Annotated in this window: 23 protein-coding genes and 1 tRNA gene; 3 read left to right on the top strand and 21 right to left on the bottom strand. The window is 60.7% G+C overall.

Annotated features, from left to right (window positions below; all coding sequences use genetic code 11):
• The 12 genes from AAIL66_RS21100 to AAIL66_RS21045 all read right to left on the bottom strand — a co-directional run.
• On the bottom strand, nucleotides 1-228 hold a 228-nt coding region (locus tag AAIL66_RS21100; RefSeq protein WP_343497675.1), incomplete at its 3' end, for a phage baseplate assembly protein V.
• A gap of 136 nt (nucleotides 229-364) precedes the next feature.
• The gene (locus AAIL66_RS21095; protein WP_343497674.1) at nucleotides 365-1,930 is read right to left on the bottom strand and encodes a sensor domain-containing diguanylate cyclase; all 1,566 of its coding nucleotides are present in this window, start codon (nucleotides 1,928-1,930) and stop codon (nucleotides 365-367) included.
• A 142-nt stretch (nucleotides 1,931-2,072) separates the two neighbouring features.
• On the bottom strand, nucleotides 2,073-2,540 hold the full coding sequence (locus AAIL66_RS21090; RefSeq protein ID WP_343497673.1) for a phage virion morphogenesis protein: 468 nt from the start codon (nucleotides 2,538-2,540) through the stop codon (nucleotides 2,073-2,075).
• Nucleotides 2,540-3,040 (bottom strand): phage tail protein, encoded by a 501-nt coding sequence (locus AAIL66_RS21085; protein WP_343497672.1) that lies wholly within the window; start codon nucleotides 3,038-3,040, stop codon nucleotides 2,540-2,542. Before AAIL66_RS21085 ends, AAIL66_RS21090 begins: the two co-directional genes overlap by 1 nt.
• Nucleotides 3,037-3,507: a lysis system i-spanin subunit Rz gene (locus AAIL66_RS21080; RefSeq protein WP_343497671.1), complete on the bottom strand. Its 471-nt coding sequence runs from the start codon at nucleotides 3,505-3,507 to the stop codon at nucleotides 3,037-3,039. Before AAIL66_RS21080 ends, AAIL66_RS21085 begins: the two co-directional genes overlap by 4 nt.
• A gap of 14 nt (nucleotides 3,508-3,521) precedes the next feature.
• Nucleotides 3,522-4,097: a glycosyl hydrolase 108 family protein gene (locus AAIL66_RS21075; protein ID WP_343497670.1), complete on the bottom strand. Its 576-nt coding sequence runs from the start codon at nucleotides 4,095-4,097 to the stop codon at nucleotides 3,522-3,524.
• Complete coding sequence (locus tag AAIL66_RS21070; protein WP_343497669.1) at nucleotides 4,094-4,558, bottom strand: hypothetical protein; 465 nt, start codon at nucleotides 4,556-4,558, stop codon at nucleotides 4,094-4,096. The genes AAIL66_RS21075 and AAIL66_RS21070 overlap by 4 nt, the downstream gene beginning before the upstream one ends.
• A 29-nt stretch (nucleotides 4,559-4,587) precedes the next feature.
• On the bottom strand, nucleotides 4,588-4,794 hold the full coding sequence (locus AAIL66_RS21065) for a tail protein X (protein WP_231905963.1): 207 nt from the start codon (nucleotides 4,792-4,794) through the stop codon (nucleotides 4,588-4,590).
• Between the two features lie 8 nt (nucleotides 4,795-4,802).
• Nucleotides 4,803-5,390, bottom strand: coding sequence for a head completion/stabilization protein (locus AAIL66_RS21060; RefSeq protein ID WP_343497668.1), 588 nt, complete (start codon nucleotides 5,388-5,390; stop codon nucleotides 4,803-4,805).
• Between the two features lie 20 nt (nucleotides 5,391-5,410).
• Nucleotides 5,411-6,265, bottom strand: coding sequence for a phage terminase small subunit (gene gpM / locus AAIL66_RS21055; protein WP_343497667.1), 855 nt, complete (start codon nucleotides 6,263-6,265; stop codon nucleotides 5,411-5,413).
• Between the two features lie 68 nt (nucleotides 6,266-6,333).
• Nucleotides 6,334-7,347 carry a phage major capsid protein, P2 family gene (locus tag AAIL66_RS21050; protein ID WP_343497666.1) on the bottom strand — a complete coding sequence of 338 codons (1,014 nt, stop codon included), beginning with the start codon at nucleotides 7,345-7,347 and terminating at the stop codon, nucleotides 6,334-6,336.
• 40 nt (nucleotides 7,348-7,387) lie between these two features.
• Nucleotides 7,388-8,212, bottom strand: coding sequence for a GPO family capsid scaffolding protein (locus AAIL66_RS21045; RefSeq protein WP_343497665.1), 825 nt, complete (start codon nucleotides 8,210-8,212; stop codon nucleotides 7,388-7,390).
• Nucleotides 8,213-8,380: 168 nt separating this feature from the next.
• Between AAIL66_RS21045 and AAIL66_RS21040 the strand changes: the two genes are divergently transcribed.
• A complete protein-coding gene (locus AAIL66_RS21040) occupies nucleotides 8,381-10,279 on the top strand; it encodes a terminase family protein (RefSeq protein WP_343497664.1) in 1,899 nt (632 codons plus the stop codon).
• Nucleotides 10,276-11,286, top strand: a complete 1,011-nt coding sequence (locus tag AAIL66_RS21035; protein ID WP_343497663.1) for a phage portal protein — start codon at nucleotides 10,276-10,278, stop codon at nucleotides 11,284-11,286. The genes AAIL66_RS21040 and AAIL66_RS21035 overlap by 4 nt, the downstream gene beginning before the upstream one ends.
• A 103-nt stretch (nucleotides 11,287-11,389) precedes the next feature.
• Here the strand turns inward: AAIL66_RS21035 and AAIL66_RS21030 are convergent, their stop codons facing one another.
• The 5 genes from AAIL66_RS21030 to dmeF form a co-directional block, all read right to left on the bottom strand.
• Nucleotides 11,390-12,133, bottom strand: a complete 744-nt coding sequence (locus AAIL66_RS21030; RefSeq protein ID WP_343497662.1) for an HNH endonuclease signature motif containing protein — start codon at nucleotides 12,131-12,133, stop codon at nucleotides 11,390-11,392.
• Nucleotides 12,134-12,247: 114 nt separating this feature from the next.
• Nucleotides 12,248-12,952 (bottom strand): hypothetical protein, encoded by a 705-nt coding sequence (locus AAIL66_RS21025; protein ID WP_343497661.1) that lies wholly within the window; start codon nucleotides 12,950-12,952, stop codon nucleotides 12,248-12,250.
• Nucleotides 12,953-13,194: 242 nt separating this feature from the next.
• Nucleotides 13,195-13,407, bottom strand: coding sequence for a hypothetical protein (locus tag AAIL66_RS21020; RefSeq protein ID WP_343497660.1), 213 nt, complete (start codon nucleotides 13,405-13,407; stop codon nucleotides 13,195-13,197).
• 267 nt (nucleotides 13,408-13,674) lie between these two features.
• Nucleotides 13,675-13,749: transfer RNA gene (locus AAIL66_RS21015), tRNA-Arg, on the bottom strand.
• Nucleotides 13,750-13,800: 51 nt separating this feature from the next.
• On the bottom strand, nucleotides 13,801-14,754 hold the full coding sequence (gene dmeF / locus AAIL66_RS21010) for a CDF family Co(II)/Ni(II) efflux transporter DmeF (RefSeq protein WP_343497659.1): 954 nt from the start codon (nucleotides 14,752-14,754) through the stop codon (nucleotides 13,801-13,803).
• Between the two features lie 71 nt (nucleotides 14,755-14,825).
• Between dmeF and AAIL66_RS21005 the strand changes: the two genes are divergently transcribed.
• A complete protein-coding gene (locus AAIL66_RS21005) occupies nucleotides 14,826-15,101 on the top strand; it encodes a metal/formaldehyde-sensitive transcriptional repressor (protein WP_003071225.1) in 276 nt (91 codons plus the stop codon).
• 45 nt (nucleotides 15,102-15,146) lie between these two features.
• Here AAIL66_RS21005 and AAIL66_RS21000 read toward each other — a convergent pair whose 3' ends face one another.
• From AAIL66_RS21000 to AAIL66_RS20985, 4 genes are all read right to left on the bottom strand, one after another.
• Nucleotides 15,147-15,353, bottom strand: coding sequence for a hypothetical protein (locus tag AAIL66_RS21000; RefSeq protein ID WP_343497658.1), 207 nt, complete (start codon nucleotides 15,351-15,353; stop codon nucleotides 15,147-15,149).
• Nucleotides 15,354-15,479: 126 nt separating this feature from the next.
• Nucleotides 15,480-19,718: a translocation/assembly module TamB domain-containing protein gene (locus AAIL66_RS20995; protein WP_343497657.1), complete on the bottom strand. Its 4,239-nt coding sequence runs from the start codon at nucleotides 19,716-19,718 to the stop codon at nucleotides 15,480-15,482.
• A 2-nt stretch (nucleotides 19,719-19,720) separates the two neighbouring features.
• Nucleotides 19,721-21,511, bottom strand: coding sequence for a BamA/TamA family outer membrane protein (locus tag AAIL66_RS20990; protein WP_080746072.1), 1,791 nt, complete (start codon nucleotides 21,509-21,511; stop codon nucleotides 19,721-19,723).
• Between the two features lie 121 nt (nucleotides 21,512-21,632).
• The gene (locus AAIL66_RS20985) at nucleotides 21,633-22,820 is read right to left on the bottom strand and encodes a VWA domain-containing protein (RefSeq protein ID WP_003071236.1); all 1,188 of its coding nucleotides are present in this window, start codon (nucleotides 22,818-22,820) and stop codon (nucleotides 21,633-21,635) included.
• Nucleotides 22,821-22,829 lie beyond the last annotated feature (9 nt).

The raw sequence follows: 22,829 nt of genomic DNA, 5'->3' as shown, positions 1-22,829 counted from the left end.
CAGCACGGTGGCCTGTTCGCCCACGGTGGGCGGGTTCCATGTGGTGGTGCCGCCTGCGCGGGCCTCGTGATAGGGGCGCCAGTCCGTGACCAGCTCGCCCAGGGATACGCGCACAAGAGCGGGCTTGCCAGGGCCGCCGTGGTCCACGGAATGGATGCTCCCCACGCGGATCATGTTGTGCAGCAAGCGCTGCATATCGCCAATGGCGAGGGCCGGATCAGAATTCATGCAGCCGACTGTGCCGGGCAGCACGCGGGCGCGCGAGCGGCGGGCAGTGTGGCGACGATGTGGACGCAAGCCCGATTTAGGGCGGGCAGTGAGAGAGTGGCATTAGCAGGTCAATGAGACGACCGCGCAGCAACTTCTACACCTCAAAGCTAACCGGGTTCTCAATCGCTTTCAGAGAGTTCTCAATTCTTTGCGTGGAGCTTTTTGAGAAAACCACAACCTTGTTTCGGCCTGTCGTCTTGGCTTTGTATAGAGCTTCATCAGCAGAATGAATTACAGACGCTACATCCGTATCGTGTCTTGGGTCCCACGTTGCGCAGCCAATGCTGACGCTGACATTACCGACCTCACTGCCCACGTTCTCAATCTCTAGTTGGAGAACTGCGGCGCGGATAGTTTCGGCAATATTTGAGGCTCCCTCAATGTCGGTGTTCGGTAGAGCCACAATGAACTCTTCACCTCCATAACGAGCTGCGATGTCTCCAGGCCGGTGAATGCTGTCACTAATGCACTTTGCGACCTTTGCTATTACGTCATCTCCAGCTTGGTGACCATATGTGTCGTTATAGATCTTGAATCTGTCAATGTCGACGAATAAGACAGAAAAAATGAGTGTGTTTCGCCTAGCTCGAATCCACTCTTGGTCCAGCATTTCATCGAACCTGCGGCGATTATTCAACCCAGTCAATCCATCGGTACGAGCCAGTAGCGCCAGTTCCGATTCCGCACGAATCCTCTGGTTGAGTTGAAGCACAAAAGCCCTGGCCAGACCAATGAATGATGCAGAGAGTACTGCCATCAGGCTAGCGATGATCAGTGCGCGCTCCCACCACGACTCATAAATATCGGATTGGGCTCTTGCAACCATGATGATGAACGGCAACTCGGGAGGGTTCCTGAAGTAGTACAAGCGTTCCGTTCCATCAAGGAACGACTTATCTGAAAAGCTTCCTTCTGGTCCCGACATAAACCTTTTGAATGTGCTCGCGTCGCGAATGCTGCGCCCTATCACTTTGGCGTTGAAGGGCTGCCGCATCATCATCACGCCATCTTTCCTGATCAGCGCAACCGATCCCTTCTTGCCGAGCGACAGGCCAGAAAATAGCTGCTTGAAATACTCAAGCTGGAGATCTATCAAAACTACTCCTGCAAAAGTGCCATCTGCATGAGAAATGCGACGACTGAGCGGGATGCTCATAGCGTCACCATGCCGTTTTGATACGTAGGGGTCGCCAATGTATAGCCCTGCGGCTGGATTTGTCTTGTGGGCGATGAAGAAGTCCCGGGATGAAAAATTGGCACTTTTCGGGAATTCTTCCCTGGCATCAAGCGCGACGTTTCCTTGTGTGTCCAGTACAACAAAAGATCCCAGGTGTGTTGCGCTAGCAGCTCGGTCAAATAGGGCGATTGCTCGCAGGCGAGGCGGGGCTCTCATCAGCTCGGGGTCGTTCATCCCATCGACTACGGCCTGCAGTGATAGGTCGTAGAGCTCTATGTTTCGAGCAACATCATTTTCTGCGAATAGAGCCATATTTCGCGATGTTTCAATGGCATGCGTCGTAGTGTCCAGGCGGCTTTGATAGAGGGTGGCTGCACATATTGCTGCCATTGAGATTACAAGTGCTCCGGCTGCCCAAAGCATTGAATAGGGGGCGTTATGGAAGGAGCTGCGAATGAACTCAAACCTTTGCTTTAGATTCATGTTTTCGCTCGCTCCCGCACTGGTGACTCATTCGACATTCGCTCAAGTCAGTTTGCAATGCTCTCTCTCTACATTTCACAATAGCCCTTGGATGTAGCACTTGGGCTTTCTGCCATAGACGTTGTAGGATGCTTGCGGTCAATTAGCGCAAGCTCGCATGCCGTAGCAGAATTTCCTCGATTTCCTGAATGTCAACTGACGTGCAACCCAGCAGCTCGCGCCTTGCATACTTCACCACAGGGCTGTTGCGGTCGCGGCGGTCCACCTTGTCGCGCAGGCCGAAGTGATGGACGCGGGCCACATAAGAAACGCGGGGATTCATGGCCACGCTGGCCATGTCTGCAGTGGCTTTGCGCTGCAGGTTGCGAGCCTTGCGCAGACCCATGAACATCTGCCCACGTATAGCGCCCTGGCGCTTGGCCAACTGCTCACGCGGGCGGCGTGGCTCATAGGGGGAGCCGTCCGGGTTGCGCTGGTCAGCGATGCGCTGGGCCTGACTCTTACGCAGATAGCTGGCCACCTCCAGCATGGCCGCCTTGCGGCCTGCTGGCTCCATGCGCTGCAGCAGCGGCGTGGCCCACTGCGCAAGCTGCTCCAGGGCGTCGGCCATCAGTCAATCCCTTGTGTCTGGTGCCACTCTGCGCCGATTTTGTCGCCCAGGTAAAGGCTGTAGTCGCCGCTTGCGTAGGGCTTGGGGCTGTAAATCTCGCCCTTGTGTTCTGCAGTCAGGCGCTGGCGGCCTTGCTCGTCCTTGTCTTCCTTGACGATGACTGCCTCGGTCAAGTCCACTTCGATCACAAGGTCCACTTTGTCGTTGGCCAGGACTTCCACATCAAAGCGCAGACCCTTGGCTGCCCTTTCCTTGTTCTGCAGCAGGTCCGGTTGGTAGATGCTGAGCCAGGCCAGGATGGGGACGGCGAACAGGTCCATATTGCCCGCGAAGTCCAGCATGATGAGGCGCACCGTGAAACGGTATTCAAAGGAAAGCGTTTCACCGCTGCGCGCCACGATGTTGCCGGACTCCACAAACATCTTGAGCCGCTGCGGGTCGGTCTGCAGCTCAGGGATGGCACCGGCAATGAAGTTGCGCAGGGATTGCGGTTTTTTCATGGCTGGCCTCCGTTGGCTTGGCGCATTACTTGGGCGTATCCGTCAATGCAGGTGTTGAGGTCTCTGATTGCGTTGTCGCCGTCTTCGGTGATGCGGACAAGAGCTGCAGCATCCGCTGGGTCAATGTCGGCTCTCGCTTGGACAGGCCCAGTGGCGGCACTGTGATTGCCTCCCGGCTGGGTGGCGGTGCGGACTGACAGGCGCAAAGCGCCACTGCGCAGGTCAGAGTCAAGGCGGTCAAAGGCAATCTTTGCATCAGCTTTATCCAGTTGGTTGCGGTCCAGAATCTGGCCGAGCTGCCCAGCCAGTTGGCCGCTGCGCTCGATGGAGAACTCCAGGCGCTGGACAGCGGCGGCGCTGTGCTGGGCCTGGGCTTTTTGCATGCCCCGTTCCTCCGCGCGCTGGTCCACGGCGTAGAGCAGGAGCAGCAGGGCGATGGGGGCGACCAGCCGGGTGAGGGTGGTCATGATGCTGGCGGGCTTCATGCTGGCAGGAATGGTTTGCCGCCCAGGAATTCACCCAGGGCACGATTGAGCTGCCAGCCGTATTGAAAGGCCTCATCTTTGGGCCGGCGCTCGGCCAGCTCCTGCAAGTACACGGACTGACGGGCAACGACCATACCAAAGAGCACGCCGCCGCCTTCACGTCCGCGCTTCTTGAGGAAGGCACGCAGGGCCGCCAGGGTGATGGTGCCGATTCGCCCATCATCTTCCAGGTCGTCATAGTCGGCCTGCTGGCGGTTGAGCACATTCAGCGCCCGCTGCAACTGAGCTGCGGCAGTCTTCTGACCGGCCAGGACGCCGAAGTCCAGCAGGCATTCCGCAAGCGCCGGGTAAACCTCATCGACCAGATGAAACTTAGGCTCTACCCAATAGCGGCGCAGGTAGATGGTTTGCGCCGTGGCGTGAGGCAGGTCACGCATGGGGCCGGTGTAGCCATAGGCGCGAGCCGTGGCCAAGGTGATGCCGAATTTGGTTTCCCCGCCCGAGTCCTTGGGGTCGTTGACGTAGCAGCCCTCGCGCTCGATTAATTCATTGATGTAGGTAACGGCGCTCATTCGGCACCTCCCTTGCGGCCTGCTGCGCCGTGGCCCGCAAGGTCGCCACGCAACTGGTCTGCCATTTCGGTGATGGTCTGGCCTTCGCTGCGCTTGAGCCAGAGGAAGACGCCCGCGACGATCCACGGGCCAGGGATGGAGCAGACCACCAGCACGCAGCCCGTGATGATGAAGAAGCCCGCAATGGATGGCACGGCGGCCATGGTGGCGAGTCGCATCCCAGCCTCAAAGACGCCCGGCCAGTGCTGCATGAGAAGTACCAGCGCAGGCACGCCGAGCACAAAGCCGCTGATCAAACAGGCCAGGACGCGATTGAGCAGGTCGCCGCGCGGGTCGGTGCTGCGAAGCGGCACGAAACGCAGGCCCAGCCAGAAGGCGATGAGGCTGGCGATGACCGGCAGGGAGAAGAGGGCGAGCTTGTAGCCCGCGAAGGTGCCGACAGCAGAGGTGGGTTCAGACATGGCAGTGAAGTGGTTAGGTTGAGCAGGCGTCAGTCCCACAGGGAAATGGTTTTCGGTGCGGTGGGGGCAGTTGGCGGGTCGGGCAGGATGACCCGCCGACCCAGTGGCAGAACGGGACCAAGCGCGGCAAGGCCTGGGTTCAATGCATAGGTGGCTTCTGTCACCCCTGCAGTGGTGCCCAGGTGGCGCAGACAAAGCATGTCCACGGTGTCCCCCTGCTGTGCCTGGACGGTGATGGTCATGGCTAGATCAGCTCCGATTCCATGCGGGCCACGCCCAGGATGTCGCGCACGGCGCGCAAGGCGTCCGCACGGTAGTCACTGGCTTGCAGCTCGCGGCGCTCATCGCCGGGCTCGGTGCGGCCGGTGGCGTCTGCGCCGGCATAGCGCTCGATCAGATCGGCCTTTGCATAGGCGTAGACAGCACGCTCAAAGCACAGCACGTTGACGCTGGTGCCGTTGATGGCGATGGCCGGGACAGAGGAAAGCGCATCGAACCCGGCAGCAGCTTGCGCGGCAGCCCAATTGCTCAGGTCTTTTATGACGCTGGCCAGGGCGTTGGCGGCTGCGTGGGTGAGGCGGGCAGCAGTCACGGAGCCGTCCACGTCCACGCTGTCGCGTAGCTTGGCTAGGTCGATGTGAGGCCAGAAGCTGCCAGCATCCAGCACGCCCGTGATGGGCGGCTTGCTGGGCGGGTCGGTCACGATGATGGGCGGCGCGTTGGCAATCATGGTCATGCTGCTGGGCTGGTGTTGTGCCAACGTAGTGGGCGGTGGTCGCAGGGCGTTGCGGTAGGCCGAAGCCTTCGCGCGGCCCTGCGAGCCGCCCAGCACGGGGGCTGTGCTCGGTGGGTTTAGCGCTTGCCTTTGGCTGCAGGCTTGGCCGGGGTAGCTCGCTTGCGTGGTGCAGGGGCAGCAGAGGCAGTTGCAGCTGCTGGTGCTGAGGGTGCCGCCGCGCCATCGGTCTGGGGTGCTGTCGCCAGGGCGCGCAGCTTGCGCTCGATGCGCTCCATGTCCTTTTTGACGCCGCTCTGTGCGTCCAGCTTGAGCGCCTGGGCCAGCAGCGCCTGGACGCCGCCCAGGGTTTCCTGGGGGATGTCGTCCAGCGCGGGTTCCTCGGCGGTCTGGACCTTGCCCAACATGGCATAGGCCGTAGCCTTGTAGAGCTTGGCGCGGGCTTGGTCGGGGGCGTCCAGGCTTTGCGTGATTCCATCCACGGCCGTCAGGTGCTCGGCCGGGTGGGTGTCGTCGGGCACCATGCCGCTGGCGTCTGGCTTGATGGGGTTCCACTGGCCGCCCAGGTAGGCACCGGCGAACTCATCCATGAGCAGGGCGGCCGTGCTGCGGTGGTACTGGTCGGGTAGGGGCAGGTTGTGCTGAACGGCATAGGCGGCCATGCGCAATGCCAGGCCGTAAGCCCCGGCGTCAATGGCCCAGACCATGGTGGTGGTGAGGACCAAATCCTTAGCGCCTCGGCCGTTGGTCAAGGCGCCCTCGATCCAGGGCAGGTAGTCGGGCAGCATGGCGGCCTTGGCTTGGCGCTTGAGCTGTACCGATTCCATGTTTTTGAGCGTGCGCTTGTCGGTGGCCAGCTTGGCCATCATCAGCTCGTATTCGCTGCCCTGGACCTCAATGCCGAACGGACTTTCGGCCTGGGCCTTCGCAGCCAGCACGCGGGCGCGGTGACGCTGTGCGGGAGTGAGTTGCATGATGCGTTTTCCGGTAGTTGCGGAGAGAGGCCGCCGCCTGATGCGGACTGACGGCGGCCCGGCTGGACTTAGGCCTCGACGATTTCGATGCTCTCGATCACGGCACCCTGGCCGGTGTCTTCCACCACGTAGGCGTCATTGCTGGACTGGTAGTCCTCCACGCGGTTGCGCTTGGGGTTCTCCACGATGTAGCGACGACGGCCGCCGCGCTGCCAGTACACGGACAGGTTGTCCAGAGTGGTGATGAACAGTCCGTTCTCAGGGAAGAACGGCACTTGCACAGCCTGCAGGCCGCCCACGCGCTTCTGGCTGATGATGATGTCGGCCGCCAGGGTTTCGCTGGGCGCCTGGGTGGTGTTGACCAGTGGGAAATACTTGTCGTGCAGCAGCTTGGAACCCAAGATGCAAACCAGATTGGGGTTGTTGCGGTGCCAGGGGTCCAGCAGTTGGCGGGCGTCAAAGACCGCAGCGTCCAAATTCTTGAAGTCGCCAGTAGGGCCGATGACCACTTTGCCAGCTACCTTGCCTTCGTGCATGACGCGCTCGGGCGCTTCTTCACGCATCTTCTGAAGCCAACCCTTATTCACATCCTGCAGCAAGGGGTTGGCCGCAAGGTCGGTGTCCGGCGCGATGGCCACACCGTTGAAGCCGATGCACATGCGGTCCAGTGCTTGACGCTGGGCCAGCATGCGTGCCACACGGACCTGGAAGTCGGGGAACTTTGCCCAAGAGTCGATCTTGGCGTAAGTCAGGTGCGAGTCGTAGTCGGTTTTCTCGCACTGGAAGCCGCGTGCGCCGATGTTGGTCAGGTCGCGGGTCTGGCGGTCCTTGTTGGCGGTGTTGGTGCGGCTGGCAATGGGGCCGGACAGAGACAGGCCGAGTTTTTCGCCCTGCAGCTCGTCCACGGCAATGATGTTGATTTTGCCCAGGAAAGCACTGGACTCCTGGACCGCATCTTCCAGCTTCTGCTGGACGCTGGGGGCTACGGCAAAGGCTTTGTCAGTGTCGGAGACATTGACGCCATTCAGTTGGGCTACGCGGGCGAGATATTGGTTATAGCTTTGGCGGCTGTCGTTACGCATGAAAGGTTCCTTGAAGTGGGACGGAATGGGGCGAGGTTGCTTAGTAGTCGGCTTGCTGCTGACCGGCGCCACCGCTGGCCACGGGGCGGCGGTTGGGGGCTTCGGTGTTGTCCAGCTTGGCGAACTGCTGCTTGAGCTTGTCGATGTCCGCGCTCATGGCTTGCAGCGATTGGTCTGTCTTGGCCTGGGAGGCTTGTGCGGCCTGGACATGCTTGGAGAAGTTGTCGCCCAGCTGGCCAAAGCCATCAGCCACAGCCGCAAAACGGGCGTCGTCGGTGACTTCCTTGCCGGTGAACTTGGCCACGGCGGCGGCAATGCTGGCCTTGAAGCTGGCAACGATGCCGGCGCTTTCATCTTCCAGCTCCAGAGCCAGGGGCTCGGCCACGGAAAACACATCGTCGGGTTGTTCCTTGCGGTGCTTGAAGGGGTTGGCGTCCGGGTTCTTGGCAGCGAACTCCAGCATTTCGGTGCCTAGGCTGGCGGGGTTGTCGGTGACGGCCAGACCGACGAGATAGGCCTCGCCGCTATCGGCAAAGCTTGGGCGGACCTCGATCGAGGTGTAGAGCTTCTGGCGGCGCTTGTTCAGCTCGACCAGTTCATCGGTGGCATCGATCTGGGCGAGCAGGGCCAGCTTTTTCTGGCCGCCGATGTCCACCTCTTCGGTCTTGACGGCCAGCACATCGCCATAGGCGCGGAAGTCGCTGTTAGGGCCATAGCCGCGGATGTGCTCCATGTTGACTCGGGCGCCGTACACCTTGGGGTTGTAGTGCTTGGCGATCTGCAGCAGCCAGTCACGGTCGATGGTGCGGCCGTCAGAGGTGGCGCCTTCGACGGCGACGCGGAAGAAGCGGGATTTCTTGGACATGGATGGATGAGCCTCGCTGATGGGTTTGCCGGTGTCCGGCGATGAGTTAGCGGTGAGTTCTCATGGTGTCCAGCGGCCTGCGCCGCGTCACGCGGGTGTCGTTGTGGCGGCGCGGTGGACGTAATCGCGTGCTGGTTTAGTTGGTGCCCGCCCGGAAAACTGCCTGCCATGGCACGAAAGAAACCGACCGGGGAGGACTGCGCCCCCTTTGCTGCAGGCGAGCAGCCACAGGCCAAAGCCGCCAAAAAAAAGGACGCTGATTTCGGTGCGCTCGTGCTTGCCCAGGCTCAGGAGCAGGGCTGCGCCATGCAGGCGGCCGTGCTGGCCAATAGCTCGCAGCCCAAACAGGTGGCGCGGTATCTGTATTGGCAGGGCTGGCGGCCCAAGCTGATAGCGGAAAAGCTGGGCGTTCCGGCAACCACGCTTTACGGCTGGCGCGATGCGGAAGAGTGGGACAAGTTCACGCCGCTCGATCGCGTGAACGGAGCGCTTGAGCTGCGCATGGTGCAGCTCATCATGAAGGACGAGAAGACAGGCGGCGACTTCAAGGAAATCGACCTGCTTGGCCGCCAGCTGGAGCGCACCGCACGGGTGGAGCGCTACCAAGAAACCGGCAAGGAAGGGGACCTAAACCCCAACATTGCCCGCCGCAACGCCGCCCCCAAGCGCAAACCCAAGCGCAACGAGTTCACGCCCGAGCAGACAGAGCAGCTGCTTGAGATATTCCACGCGGGAAACTTTGGGTATCAAAACCGATGGTTTGAGGCCCAGAAGGAGCGCACGCGCATTCTGCTCAAGTCGCGCCAGATTGGGGCAACCTTCTACTTTGCCCGCGAAGCCTTGATTCGTGCGGTGCTCGAAGGGCGCAATCAGATTTTTCTGTCCGCATCCAAGGCCCAGGCGCACCAGTTCAAAAACTACATGGTGGCTTTTGCCAATGAAGTGGGGGTAGACCTGGGCGGCGATCCCATGGTGCTATGGAATGGCGCCGAGCTGCATTTCTTGGGCACCAATGCCAAGACGGCCCAGGGCCGCAGCGGCGACTTCTATTTCGATGAGTTCTTTTGGACAGGCAATTTCAAAGAACTCAATAAGGTGGCCAGCGCCATGGCCACGCACAAGCACTGGCGCAAGACCTATTTCAGCACGCCATCGGCAAAGAGTCATGAGGCCTATTCGTTCTGGACCGGCGAGGACCGCAACCGGGGGCGAGACAAAGCCAAGCATGTGCAGATTGACCTGAGCCACAAGGCGCTGGCCAACGGCCTGCGCTGTGCAGATGGTCGATTCCGCCACATTGTGACCATCGATGATGCGCTGCGCCTGGGCTGCAATCTGTTTGATCTGCCCGAGCTGCTGGACGAGTACCCGGACGACGAGTTTGCCAATCTCTTCCGCTGCGAATTCATCGACGACAGCAATTCACAGTTCACGCTGCAGATGATGCAGGCGTGCATGGTGGATTCGTGGGAGGCATGGGCCGACGACTTCAAGCCTCTCGCCATGCGCCCATTTGCGTGGCAGCCGGTCTGGGTTGGCTATGACCCCTCGTTTACTGGCGACACGGCCGCCCTGGTGGTGATTGCACCGCCCAAGGTGCCGGGCGGCAAGTTCCGTCTGTTGCACCGCCAGCAGTTCCGGGGCGCTGACTTTGAGGCCCAGGCTGAGTACATCCGCAGCATCACCGTGCAATACAACGTGACGTTCATGGGCATCGACACCACGGGCTTGGGCCAGGGCGTCTATCAGAACGTCATCAAGTTCTATCCGCAGGCGCGCGCCTATCACTATGACTTGGCGCTCAAGGCGCGACTGGTGCTCAAGGCCAAGCAGGTCATCAGCAAGGGCCGCCTGGAAATGGACGCTGATTGCACCGATGTGGCCGCCGCGTTCATGGCCATCAAGAAGGTGCTCACGCCTAGCCAGCGCCATGTCACCTATCAGTCCGGCCGCTCGGACGACATCGGCCACGCCGATCTGGCCTGGGCGGTCATGCACGCACTGGATAACGAATCACTCGCCGGGGATGTCCACGGCGGCAGCTCATCTGTAGAGGTTTACGAATGACCAAAAAGAATCCCACCCCCATGGCCAAAGCTGAAACACAGGGAGGGCAGGTAGAGGTTTTCACCTTCGGAGACCCCGAGCCGGTCAGCCGCCTGCGACTGCTGGACTATGTGGAAGCAATGTTTAACGGCCGCTGGTATGAGCCGCCGTTTCCGCTCGATGGGCTGGCCGATGCTTTCAGGGCATCGCCGCATCACAGCTCTGCGATCTACCTGAAACGCAATCTGCTGACGGCGAGCTTTGTCCCGCATCCGATGATGTCGCGCGAAACCTTCAAGGCCTGGGCCACGGACTTTCTAGTGTTCGGCAATGGATACCTTGAAGCCCGCCGCGCGCTGTCCGGCCGCACCATGCGTTTTGAACATTCGCTGAGCCGGTACATGCGCCGGGGCCAGGAGAAGCGCTATTTCTACGTGCCCAACTGGCGCGAAGAACATGAGTTCGTGCCGGGCTCCGTATTCCATCTGCGCGAGCCTGACATCAATCAGGAGCTGTACGGCCTGCCCGAGTATCTGAGCGCGTTGCAGTCGGCACTGCTGAATGAGTCGGCCACGGTCTTCCGGCGCCGCTATTACGAGAACGGCAGCCACGCCGGTTTCATCATGTACCTGAGCGACAGCGCAGTGAGCAATAGCGATGTGGAGAAGCTGCGCGAGCAGCTGCGCAGGTCAAAGGGGCCGGGCAACTTCCGCAATCTGTTTGTCCACGCTCCAGGCGGTAAGCCCGAAGGCCTCAAGTTGATTCCCGTCAGCGAGATTGCGGCCAAGGATGATTTCAGCGCGATCAAGAACGCGAGCAAGGACGATGTGCTGGCCGCGCATCGTGTTCCGCCTGGACTGCTGGGCATCATCCCCAACAACACAGGCGGTTTCGGCAATGCCAGCCAGTCCCTGGAGGTGTTCCACGCGAATGAAATAGTCCCGCTGCAGGGGCTGTTTGAGACATTCAACGAGTGGGCTGGGCTGGATGTTGTGAGGTTCTTGCCGCACGAACTAGGCCTCAAGTAGCGGGTCCAGCTATTTGCAGTTTTTGCCGATGGTAGTCCTTTGGACGGGACAGCTTAGGATCATGAGTCGTCGTACCAAAGTTTGGGACCTAACTTTCCCTGCGCTAATACCCGACCCACTTGCCAAAATGCTGTTGTCGATGGCAGTTAGGGCATAGCGCTAGAGCATTTGCGACTGTATCCGGCCCGCCGTGGGCCAGGTGGACACGGTGGTGGACCTCCAAGTACGGGGTGCCGTTCGATGCACGTACAAACGGCGCGGGCTTTTGGCAACCTTCACACACGCCTGCAGCGCGTTCTAGAACTTCTACGATCACATCAGTGTTGCGAACGAATACGCTGGTGCGGACTTCAACTCTGGGTGGAACCGGATCGGCACGTGCAAGTCTTCGCTTCCTGTCAGCAGCGCTGCTTTGCAGCGACACCGCCAACCTTTGGTTGAAGTCCTCGTTAACGCCGTCAAGATCGTGGAAATCAGCACGTGAAATACTGACTGCATCCGGTACGAAATAGCGTTCGAGTTCTGCATCTGAGGGAGGACCTTCCTGCTCGAATCGTTCAATGTCCTCCATGGTGATGGACGCACGGAGCAAACCATCGGATTTACTCGAATCCGGCCGCACGATCGTACCGACGTCAGCCTTTGGATCCCATACCACGACGAATCTCGGCTCGCCTTCCTGGTTGTAGTTAATCGCGTTGTTCCGATGCTCAAACAGTGCACGAGCGCTGCGTGTGTCTGTCGAAGAACTGCCCACGAAGGCGTGCTTTTCGGTCTGATGACTCGAGTGTCTCCACCGATTTTTGTCGTGGATGGCTCGGAACTGGATAGGACGAGGCTTCGACATCTTTACATCTTATGGCACTGCACCTGTTGGACGACTGCTCTGGGCGCTTCCCGACTCCTTACCACTGGCCCTTGCCGGGTGCCGGCCAGGGCGTCGCTCCGCTCGGCTAGGTATTCACTTCTTCTTGCGAAGACTTGCTATCACACCAACTGTTGCGCCCACTGTGGCACCGGCGATAGTACCCACGAGTGGGATTGGAATGGCAATCGCAGCACCGATTGCTGCTCCTGTCGCAGCATCCTTCGCGAGGTTGGAAGACGCTACCTCGGCCGCAACGGCCTTGACTGCCGCGACAGTTTTCTCTGTAGCAATCTTCACATCCGTCTGGTCTAGTTGTCCGTCGCCATTTTGATCGAGCAGCGTTGTACCAACAGTCGACGCCGTGCGGACCGCACTTGCACCAACCGCACCTGCAACGTCACTCGCGGCTCGGACTACCTTTCCCGCCGAATGCGTCGCATCAGCCGCAGTTGCTTTGGCTGCGTTCAGCCCGCTCTGCAAGCTAGCTGCGGCAGCGCGCGCAACATCGCCCGAGGTATGTGAAGCGGCAACTGCAAGAGATTTGCTTGCTTCTCCGGCCGAACTGAGCTTGTCACCAATCCGCTCACCTGCTGCTCGTGCAGTCTTACTGACCACGTTCGTAGCATCAGCAACGCTTGATCTTGCGGTGGTAAACCTCCTTTGAAGACCGGAGGCTGCAGTGCGTGCAACTTCGCCAGAAGTGCTTGATGCAGCCACAGCAACAGACTTTCCAGTCTCACCGACCCGCTGTGCAACGTCGCCCGCGGCAATAGCTATTTGTCGAATTTGCTTCTTCATTCTTAGTCCTCCTGTGACCAGAATAGCAGTAGGCAGCTTGTGGCCGATACCGCTCAATCTAAGCAAAGCTATTTTTGGGTGACTTTTTGATTAGGTGTACCTTCAACCCGTGGCGCGCCATGACGCCCCCGCCGCGCCTGCCCGCTTCGTGGGGCGCAAATTACTACAGGGTCGACCCACCCCTAAGCCGCGCCAATGCACGCAATGCATGGCATTTGTGTCGTATTTTGTATTACGGGAAATTACGAGGTTTTAAGCGCAAGCCGCGCATCTGCCGCAGTGCTTGCGACGACATCCAGCCTGCGGGCCATGGGCTTGAGGATTGCATGCACGCAGGCTGCGCTTACCTTGGCGTTCTGAGCAGCGGCCAGCAGTTCGCAAAGCGCCTGAACAGATGCGCTCACATCATCAATCTCATTCTGAAATTGCTCATTTGCTGAGTTCTTTGCCGCCATAACTACCTAACAGATACTGTATGTGCGTACAGTATATTCCGCGCATTACTGTGTGAGCAAACGCTATCTTTTTTATATCGAGGCCATATGCAAGCGCCAATTCATGGCGGCACGGCTGGTAGAGCTGGGCCAGTAGTTAGGACGAAAAAAAACGCAGCCCCGATCAGAGATCGGCCTGCGTTTGTCAAAGCATGAGAGTCGAAGCGGGAGGAAATGTCCCACTTGTGTCCCATTTCCATCAACAGCCATTGAAACTCAATGAGTTACTGGTCCCCCCGACAGGAATCGAACCTGTATCTGTCGCTTAGGAGGCGACCGTTCTATCCATTGAACTACGGGGAGGGACGCTGGATTCTACCCGTGTTGCCAGCCTGCGGATTCCAACCGACTTATTTATGTCAGCTCTGTACTGTTGACTTCGACAGAGACGTGGGTGAGTTCTTCGTGTACCGACAGCAACTGGCGGATGTAGTCGGGTGTGACAGTGGCTGCGCCCTCGACTGCGATGATGCAGGCATAGTGGTTCTTGCCCACGCGCCAGACATGCAGGTCGGTGATGGTGACGGGTTGCGGACCTTGCGCGATGGCATCACGTACCTCTTGCACGACGGGGGCATCCATTTCGGCATCGAGCAACACGCGGCTGCTATCGCGCAGCAAGCCCAAGGCCCACATTGCCACCATCACGGAGCCGACCAGGCCCATGACCGAATCCAGCCAGGCAAGGCCCAGGAGCATGCCGCCCAGCAACGCTGCGATGGCCATGACTGATGTGGCTGCGTCTGCAATTACGTGCAGATAGGCGGAGCGCAGGTTCAGGTCGCCATGTGCATGGTCGTGTCTATGGTGATGGTCGTGGTGGTGCTCATGGCCGTGGTGATGGTGGTGCCCGTCCTTGAGCAGCCAGGCACAGGCCAGGTTGACCAGCAAGCCAAGAGTTGCCACGCCTATGGCTTGCTGATAGTGAATGGCGGCAGGCGAGAGCAGGCGTTGTACGGATTCAAAGGCCATCAGGCCTGCAACCAGCAGCAGGCAGATGGCGCTGGTGTAGCCCGCCAGGATTTCTATCTTCCAGGTACCGAAGCTGAAACGTCTGTCATTGGCCAGCTTGCGCGCAGCGGCATAGGCGCTGACGGACAGGCCCAGCGCCAGCGCATGTGAACTCATATGCCAGCCGTCTGCCAGCAGGGCCATGGAATTGAAGTAATAGCCGGCGGTGATTTCCAGCACCATCATGGCCAGCGTCAGCAGCATGGCCAGCTTGGCGTTTTTTTCGCCCAGCGGATTGCCTTGGTCAAAGTTGTGGGAGTGTTGCCGGGTAAGGGGGGAGGCGGTGTATGAGGTCATGGTTGGCTTGTTTTCATATACTCTACCCCAGTATATTTTCCATGCCGGCAGGAGGACTACAATTCCTGCTTATGTCGCATACCGTTTCGAATCAAAAACCACTGCTCGCGCGCATTCGCCGCATCAAGGGGCAGACGCAGGCCCTTGAGCGAGCTCTGGAAGAGGGGCAGGAATGTGCCGTGGTGCTGCAGCAACTGGCGGCTGTGCGCGGGGCCGTCAATGGTTTGATGCTGGAGCTGCTAGAAGGCCATGTGCGCGAGCATCTGGGCGCCGAGGCCGCGACGGCAGAGCAGCGTGAGCAGGACCTGGAGCTGGTCGTGAAGGTGCTGCGTTCCTACGTCAAATAGGGCCGGGCTGCAGGCGTGGGCGGCCTGCATGGATGAAGCGGTGGATCAGGGCTGCACCAGCGCCGCCAGATCATTGACGAATGGCTGCACGCCAGGATGCCTGCGTAGCCATTCCCTGCCCAGAAATTCTTCAATCGACTGCTGCAGCAGCCCCTGGTCGAACCGACTGGCCGACGCGGCCACAAGCAAGTCATGAGCGCGGTTCATGACTTGCTCGCTGTCTGCGGCCGCAGGCCCACCCAGTTCCTGCATTCATTCCTGCTGGATGCGGAGTATGAGCTTGCCCGCGGCGTGCTCAAGCGCAGTGCGGTTGCGTGGCATGGCAGGATTGATGGCTTCTGTCGCATGCCAGCAAGGGGATGAAGGCAGTTTTCATGCTTAGTCCTTGCGAACGGTATAGACGATGTCCATGGCGCTGGTCATGCCGGTCTGGGCGCGCAAGGTGACGCTGCGCGACAGGTCGTAGAAGATGTAGATGATGCCCATGGCTCCCGACAGGCTCTGCTCGTAGGTCAGATAGAGCTTGTCCGAGATACGCTTGCCCATGGTCAGCGCAGCGCCCGCTGCATCCGTGCCGTCCCCGCCGCCCTTGAAGCCGACTTCATCGAGCCCCAGGCTGCCAGCAATCTTGCCGCTGGAGCTGTTGCCACCAGCCAGCAAGGCCATGGCGGCCTGCTGAAGCAGGGCGCTGCTGGCCCCGCCGGAGGCGGGATCGCGGCCCATGACTACCCAGGAGAGCTTTTCCGCGTCGGGCAGGGCCGGATCAGAGTACAGCAGCACGCGTGGCGCACTGGCCGTGCCCAGCACCTGCACACCGGCCTTGACGGCAATATTCGGGCGCAGCGCCAGTATGTCCAGCGAGGGGTTGTTGTAGGGGCCATTGAAGCGGATCAGCCCGGTTTCCACATTCAGCGACTGTCCCCAGGCTCGGTAGCGGCCTTGCTCGGTACGGATTTCTCCGGTCACGCTGGGCGGGCCGCCGATGTAGCTGGCTCCTCGCACTTCAAGCTGGCCCAACAGGCGCGTGGTGATGCCAAAGCCTTGCAGCGCAAAGTCACGGCCCATGTCGAGCTTGACGAGAATGTCGGGCACCTTGCGCGGCGTGGCGCGGGCCTGATCCTTGCGGGCCTGTTGCTCGGCGCGCTGGCGCTCTTCCTCTTCGGCCTTGCGCGATGCCGCCGAGCGCACCACCACATCCTTGTCCAGCGACGGTGCGGACTCCTCGGGCAGGATGATGGAGGCTCTGTCGACCGTCAGGTCGCCGCGCAGCGTGAACTGGCCTTGCTCCAGCCTGGCTTGCAGATCGCCGGAGACGCTGACCTGACGGTCGGCGCGCACAAGCACCTGCAGCTTGCTGGCCTTGGCCTGCAGATTCATGCTCAGGCCTGATTCGCTCCCTGTACCCGGCGGTGTGAACTGGGCATATCCCGTGCCGGTGAGCTGGCCGCCGTCTTCGGGTGCACGGGTCAGATTGCCGCTATATCCCAGAATGCGCGCCTGACTACCCTTTCCGCCCTTGAGGCGCAGTTCGGTGATGTCCAGCCTGGTGCCTTGCAGCTTGGCGCGCAGAATGCCGTCACGCAGGTCCACGCCATCGAGCAGAGACACGATATTGAGCCCATCGGCCTTGATATCGCCCTGCCACTTGGGGTCCTGCAAGGTGCCGCTAATGCTGGCGTCCGCCGCCAGCGTGCCCTGAATGCGCCAGCCCGGTGGCGCAAAAAGGGCCCACAGCCCCATATCTGGCATATTGGCGTGCAACTGACCGGACAGAGGCGCCGTGGCGGGCAGCGTCCAGCCGTCTTGCTGATAGCTGAGCTGGGTGCGCAGGTCGGCGCTGAGCTTGCCTGCACGCTCGCTCTCCCAGAGTAGCTTGGCGTTGACCTGACTACCCTGTGCCTGTACGTTGAGGCGTACGTCCTTGATGCGCGAGCGCATGCCTGCGCCGCCGATCTGGCGCGTACGTGTCCCGCCGGCGCGTTTGGCGGTGGGGCCGGTAGTCTGGATGACGGTAGTGCTGGAGCCATCGTCCACTGCCAGACGCAGATCGCCTGCGGCGCGCTCGACCGTGAGATCGGCCTTGAGATCCTTGCCCAATGTGTCCAGGTTCCAGCGCGCGTTGAAGCTCAGGTCGCCGGAAATGCCGGCTGCTTCCAGCGGTGGCTCGTCATCGCCCAGGCTGAATGCATCGACCCATGCCAGCGGAACTCCAAGGGCCTGACCTGCGCTGCGCAGCCCCCATTGGCCGCTGCCGGTACGGGTGACGGAGCCCTCATCCCATGCCAGCTGGACAGGCGCCAGTGGCTCGCTGCTGGTACGTCTGATGCCCAACTTCGGGGGCGTGATCTGCAGCTTGCCGGCGCTGAACTGATAGACGGTGCTCAGCACCGTGCTGCCGCTGGTTCGCTGCCTGATCTGCACGGGCGCAGCGGCTTGCAACTGCACCACCCAGGGGCCGGGCTTGTTCTTGTCGGGTGTGAGCTGGGCCTGCAGCTTTTCCAGACTGGCCTGCCAGTCCAGCGGTGCCATGGCCTTGCCGCCTGTCAGGCCGGCCTGCAAAGCGGTGTCGATCTGTATGCTCTTGCCAGCTTGCTGGGCTTGTATGGTCAGACCGATCCTGGCATTTTCGGGGCTGCCGTCAATGTTCAGTGCAAGCGCAGGCAAGACGGCACCCTGATCGACTGCGGTGCCGGCAGGTAGATAACGAATCTTCTCGGCGCGCAGCTTGGCCTGAATCTGCAAGCCGCTTGCGGGAATGGCCGCACCATGGGGGGCGCTCAAGCGCTTGAGCAGATTTTCCCAACCGCCCTTTAGAGCCAGTTGCAAATCTGCGCTGCCATCGAGTTGAGCACCGCCCAGCGGATCCTTGACGCCCGGCAGCTTGCGCAACCATTGCGTGAGCGTGCCCATGGAGCTGAGCTGCAGCTGGCTCTGGACAGTGCCGCTGGCAGGACTCATCTGCCCGTCAAAGTTCAGCTGCGCACCGGGCGCCGTAGCCTTGAGTCGAGCCTTGGCCTGCTGGGTTTCGGTATTGAACTCCACGGACCGGGCCTCGACACTGGCCTGCAGGGCTTCCATCTGCAGCTTTTCCAGCTGCAGCAGCGGGGCCTGCCACTGGCCTTTGGCAGTCAGTGTCTGAATGCGCAGCGCCTTGCTGTCGCGCTTGCCGCCCGCTGCGTGCAGATTGGCGGCAAACACTATCTTGCTGGCAGCGGCATCGCCGCTGCCAGGTTCGGCTTGCACAGCCTTGGCGCTGATCTCGCCTTCCAGAGGGGCTGCTTCCAGCGTGCTGTAGAGATCGGCCGGGTTGAGCTTTTCCACAACAGCCAGGCCTTCAAACAACTGGGTGCTCGGAGTGAACTGACCGCCGAGAGCGATATTGCCCTTGCCGATCTGGATACGAGAGTCGTCGACCTGCCATTGCTGGCCGTCGAAACGGACTTGGCCCATCAGCTCGGTCACGGGCAGGCGCTGCCGGTCCCAGGGGCCGGGCAGCGCGTTGCTGAAACTGGTGTTCAGGTTCCAGGGCTGAGCCTCCAGGTTCGTAGCTGGAGCTACCGTTTCGTCGGGGCCAGCCTGCAATTGGCCGGTCAAAAGGGTGCGAGGTCCTTGAGGCCAGAAGGCCGAGACATCGAGATTGCGGAGTCTGGCCTTGGCTGCCAGCAGCGGCTGGCTGCGCCAGGGCATGATGCTGGCCTCCACATCCGCCTGCATGGGGGCGGTATCTGCTGCTGGCCCGGACGCCGAGACTGAGGGCTGCGGGTTGCCTTTGAGTTTGGGGTCGAGAGCTGTTTTTGCTTGAGTGTCTGCGCCTGAGCCGGAGGTCTCTGCGCTGGCATTGGCCTTGATCTCCAGCCTGGCCGCTTCGGTGGCCAGCGTGCCTTCGGCCGTCACCCTGGCCTGCACGGCTATGGTGTTGAGGGCGTCAGCGCTTTTGTCCAGCGGGTTGGGCACTTGCACATCGCCTGTTGCCTCGGCCTGCAAGGACATGGGGGCGGCGCCCTGCAATTTCAGCTGTGCCTGGTAGGCGCCCTGGGCAAAGCGCAGACTGCTGACTTTGAGTTCGTGATGTGTGCCCGTGTATTCATAGCGACCGCGAAGGTCCTGCACCACGGCTTCAGGCGGGCCTTGCCAGATGATCTGATCGACCTTGAAGGGCAGCTCTATCTTCACTGGAAGGGTCAGCGACTGCAGCGGTTCGCTGGCGGGTTTTTCGGGGTCCGGGGTGCTGGCAATGCGCAACTCGGTAATATGAACCTCACCCAGCTTGAGTGTGCGCGACAGCAGCAAAGGCCTGAACTGCCAGCCGATCTGAGCTTCCCTGACCTCGACCTTCATGGTCGGGCTTTGCCATTGCAGCCAGCCGATGTGGCCACCGTTCTTGACACTGCCCGTGACCTCTTTGGCGACCAGGGACTGGTCTGCGGGCAGCCAGCTGGCCACGCGCTGCAGCGTCTGGTTGAGGGAGTCATCCTTGCCAATCCACCATAGCAGGCTGCAAAGCGCCAGCACCAGGGCGAGCAGGGTCGCTGCAATAGTCCAGCCCAGTGCGCGTAGCCAGCGGCGGCGCTTGGGGAGTAAGGTCTTGGCGATAGGGTGTGTGTCTTGTTCTGCCATGCTTAAAACGTGAAGCCCAGACGCAGGTGCAGGCGCAACTGTTGCTCCTGTGCGCCCCAGGCGAGATCTGCTTGAATTGGACCAACCGGGCTTTTCCAGCGAATGCCGGTGCCAAAACCGACGCGGGTGTAGAGGCGGTTGATGTCGTCGCCAACGGTGCCGGCATCGATGAAGACGGCGTGCTCGAAGTCCTGGGTGTTGCCCTTGATGGTGATGGGCCGCTGCCATTCCACGCTGCCCATGGCCAGATAGCGGCCGGCAATCACGCGGCCGTTGTCGGTGCGTGCGCCAATCGACTGATAGCCATAGCCGCGCACCGTGTTGTCACCGCCTGTCAGAAACATGATGGTGGTGGGCAGATCCACATCTTTCTTGGCCATGACGGCACCGATTCCTGCCTTGAGCTGCAGGCGGCTGTGGCGTCTGGTTTCCTCATCGCGCTCACCCAGCGGGATCAGGCTGAGCCAGCGGCCCGTGAGGCGCCCGAACGGCGAGCGTTGCGGCGTCAGCGTGGTGCCGGCGCCGGCTTCCAGGGCCAGACCGAAGCCCGAGGTAGGCAGCAGGTTGTTGTCGAAATAGCGGGCCGTCCAGCCATAGTTGGCCAGCAGCGAGGAGGCGCCGGGCGGAGCACCTGCTCCCTGGGTCTTGGCGTAGTCGTACTGCAGGTACAAATTGCGCTCTATGCGGTCTTCTGCCTTGGAGCGACCAAAGCGCATCTGCGCACTATTGGTGTTGAAGTCGCCTGCTGGCGCACGCTCTAGCTTGCCACTGGCAAACCAGCGCCAGAGGTCTTCACCGGGCAGGCCGACCAACTGAGTGGAGATCAGCGGGTTCTTACTGTCCAGCTGCAGCTTGCTGACGGCGCGCCAGTTCAGACCGGGAACCTTGTTGTAAGTGTGATCGATGGACAGACGAGGTCCGGTGTCCGTGCTCAGGCCTGCACCGAACACCCATTTCTGCAGCTTGGCCTCGCGCACCTTGGCAATCACGGGCGAGGTGATGGCAGCACCCTGATTCTTGCGCTGCTCGTCGCGCTCAGCTTCGGTAGCGGCCTGTTGCGGCGAATCGGCCAGCGAAAGAAATACCGAGTCGTAATAGCCGCTGCTGACCAGGCGCTGCTGCGCATCGAGCATGCTTTGCAAGTCATATTCCTGACCTTCCGGAAGGCGCGCAATACGGGCCGTGCGCACCGGGTCGTAGCGCTCGGCACCATCAATCTGCAGCGGACCGAATGTATAGGCCGGGCCGGGGTCGTAACTCACGCTGACCTGGGCCTTGTTGGTGTCGGCATCCACATCGGCCAGACTGGTATCTATGCGGGCCAGCGGATAACGGCGCTTTTGCAGTTCCTTGAGACCACCGCTCTTGGCGCTGCTCCAGGCCGATTGCGAGAATTGCTCGCCGCTCTGCAGCGGCCAGGTTTCCTCGATCTGCAGGCGCTGAGAAGTCCCCAGCTCGTCGCTGGCATTGACGCCGGTAAACCGCACCTCGGATTTTTCAATGATGGTGGGCGGGCCCGGATCGACCTTGACCACCACTTTGCGCGGTGCTTCTTCCTCGGGGGTATCGGTCAGCTCCACGGTCACCGTGGGGCTGAAATAGCCCAGGGTGCCTATCAGCTCGCGTACGTTGGCATCGGTCGCGCCCAGCAGGCGCGTCAGCTCGCGGCGCTGCAGATCGGGCTGGTGGCGAAAACGCTTGAGTTCAAGATGCTGCTCCAGCAGCGCACGGACTTGTTTTGGGGCATCGACTTCCAGCGTGAAGGCGGGGGGACCACTGGTGTCGATGCCCATGGCTTCGGCTTCTTTGTCTTTGGGGGAAAGCAGGCTGCAGCCGCTGAGGAGCAAGGCGGCTCCCAAAAGCAAAGCCGGCCTCAAGGCCGGCTTTTTCAAGGGCAAGGTCTGGGGCATGCCCCTATTTTGACAGCATGCGCATGGCGTCTTCCAAGCCTTTGAGCGACAAAGGGTACATGCGGTCCCCCATCAACTGCTGGATGATGCTGATGCTCTGGCGGTACTGCCATACGCCCTGTGGCTCCGGATTGATCCAGGCAAAGTGCGGGAAGGCGTTCGTCAGGCGCTGCAGCCACTCGGCACCGGGTTCCTCGTTCATGTACTCGACCGAGCCGCCGGGCTGCAGGATTTCATAGGGACTCATGGTCGCGTCGCCGACAAATATCAGCTTGTAATCCTTGTTGTACTTGCGAATGATGTCCCAGGTCGGAAATTTTTCGGCAAAGCGGCGGCGGTTGTTCTTCCACATGAAGTCGTAGACACAGTTGTGGAAGTAATAGAACTCCAGATGCTTGAGCTCGCTCTTCACGGCCGAGAACAGCTCCTCCACGCGCTGGATATGCTCGTCCATGGTACCGCCCACGTCCATGAGCAGCAGCACTTTCACATTGTTATGCCGCTCGGGAATCATCTTGATGTCGAGATAACCCGCATTGGCTGCCGTGGAGCGGATGGTGTCCGGCAGATCCAGTTCCAGTTCGCTGCCCTGGCGCGCAAACTTGCGCAGGCGGCGCAGCGCGACCTTGATGTTGCGCGTGCCCAGTTCCTGGGTGTCGTCATAGTCGCGGTAGGCTCGCTGCTCCCAGACCTTGACGGCGCTCTTGTTGCGGCCCGGCCCGCCAATGCGTATGCCCGCCGGGTTGTAGCCGCCGTGGCCGAAGGGGCTGGTGCCGCCCGTCCCGATCCATTTGTTGCCGCCCTCGTGGCGCTCCTTTTGCTCCTCCAGGCGCTTCTTGAGCGTCTCCATCAGCTCGTCCCAGCCCATGGCTTCGATCTTGGCCTTGTCCTCGGGGCTGAGCTCGCGCTCCAGAAGCTTTTGCAACCAGTCCTGCGGAATTTCCTTGGTCAAGTCGGCCAGCATCTCAACCCCCTTGAAATAGGCGGAAAAAGCGCGGTCGTACTTGTCGTAGTGCTTCTCGTCCTTGACCAGAATGGTTCGGCCCAGGTGATAGAAGTCGTCCAGGCTCCAGCGATCCTCGCTCTTGGGGCCGATGATGCCCGCGTCCAGTGCCTCCAGCAGGGCCAGAAACTCCTTGACCGACACAGGCAGCTTGGCGGCACGCAGGGTATAGAAGAAGTCGATCAGCATGAAAAATGT

The sequence above is a fragment of the Comamonas sp. F1-6 genome (genome assembly GCF_039581415.1).
GTDB lineage: Bacteria > Pseudomonadota > Gammaproteobacteria > Burkholderiales > Burkholderiaceae_C > Comamonas > Comamonas thiooxydans.
Note: the sequence above shows the minus strand (reverse complement) of the source record. Positions and strands in the feature narration are given on the sequence as shown.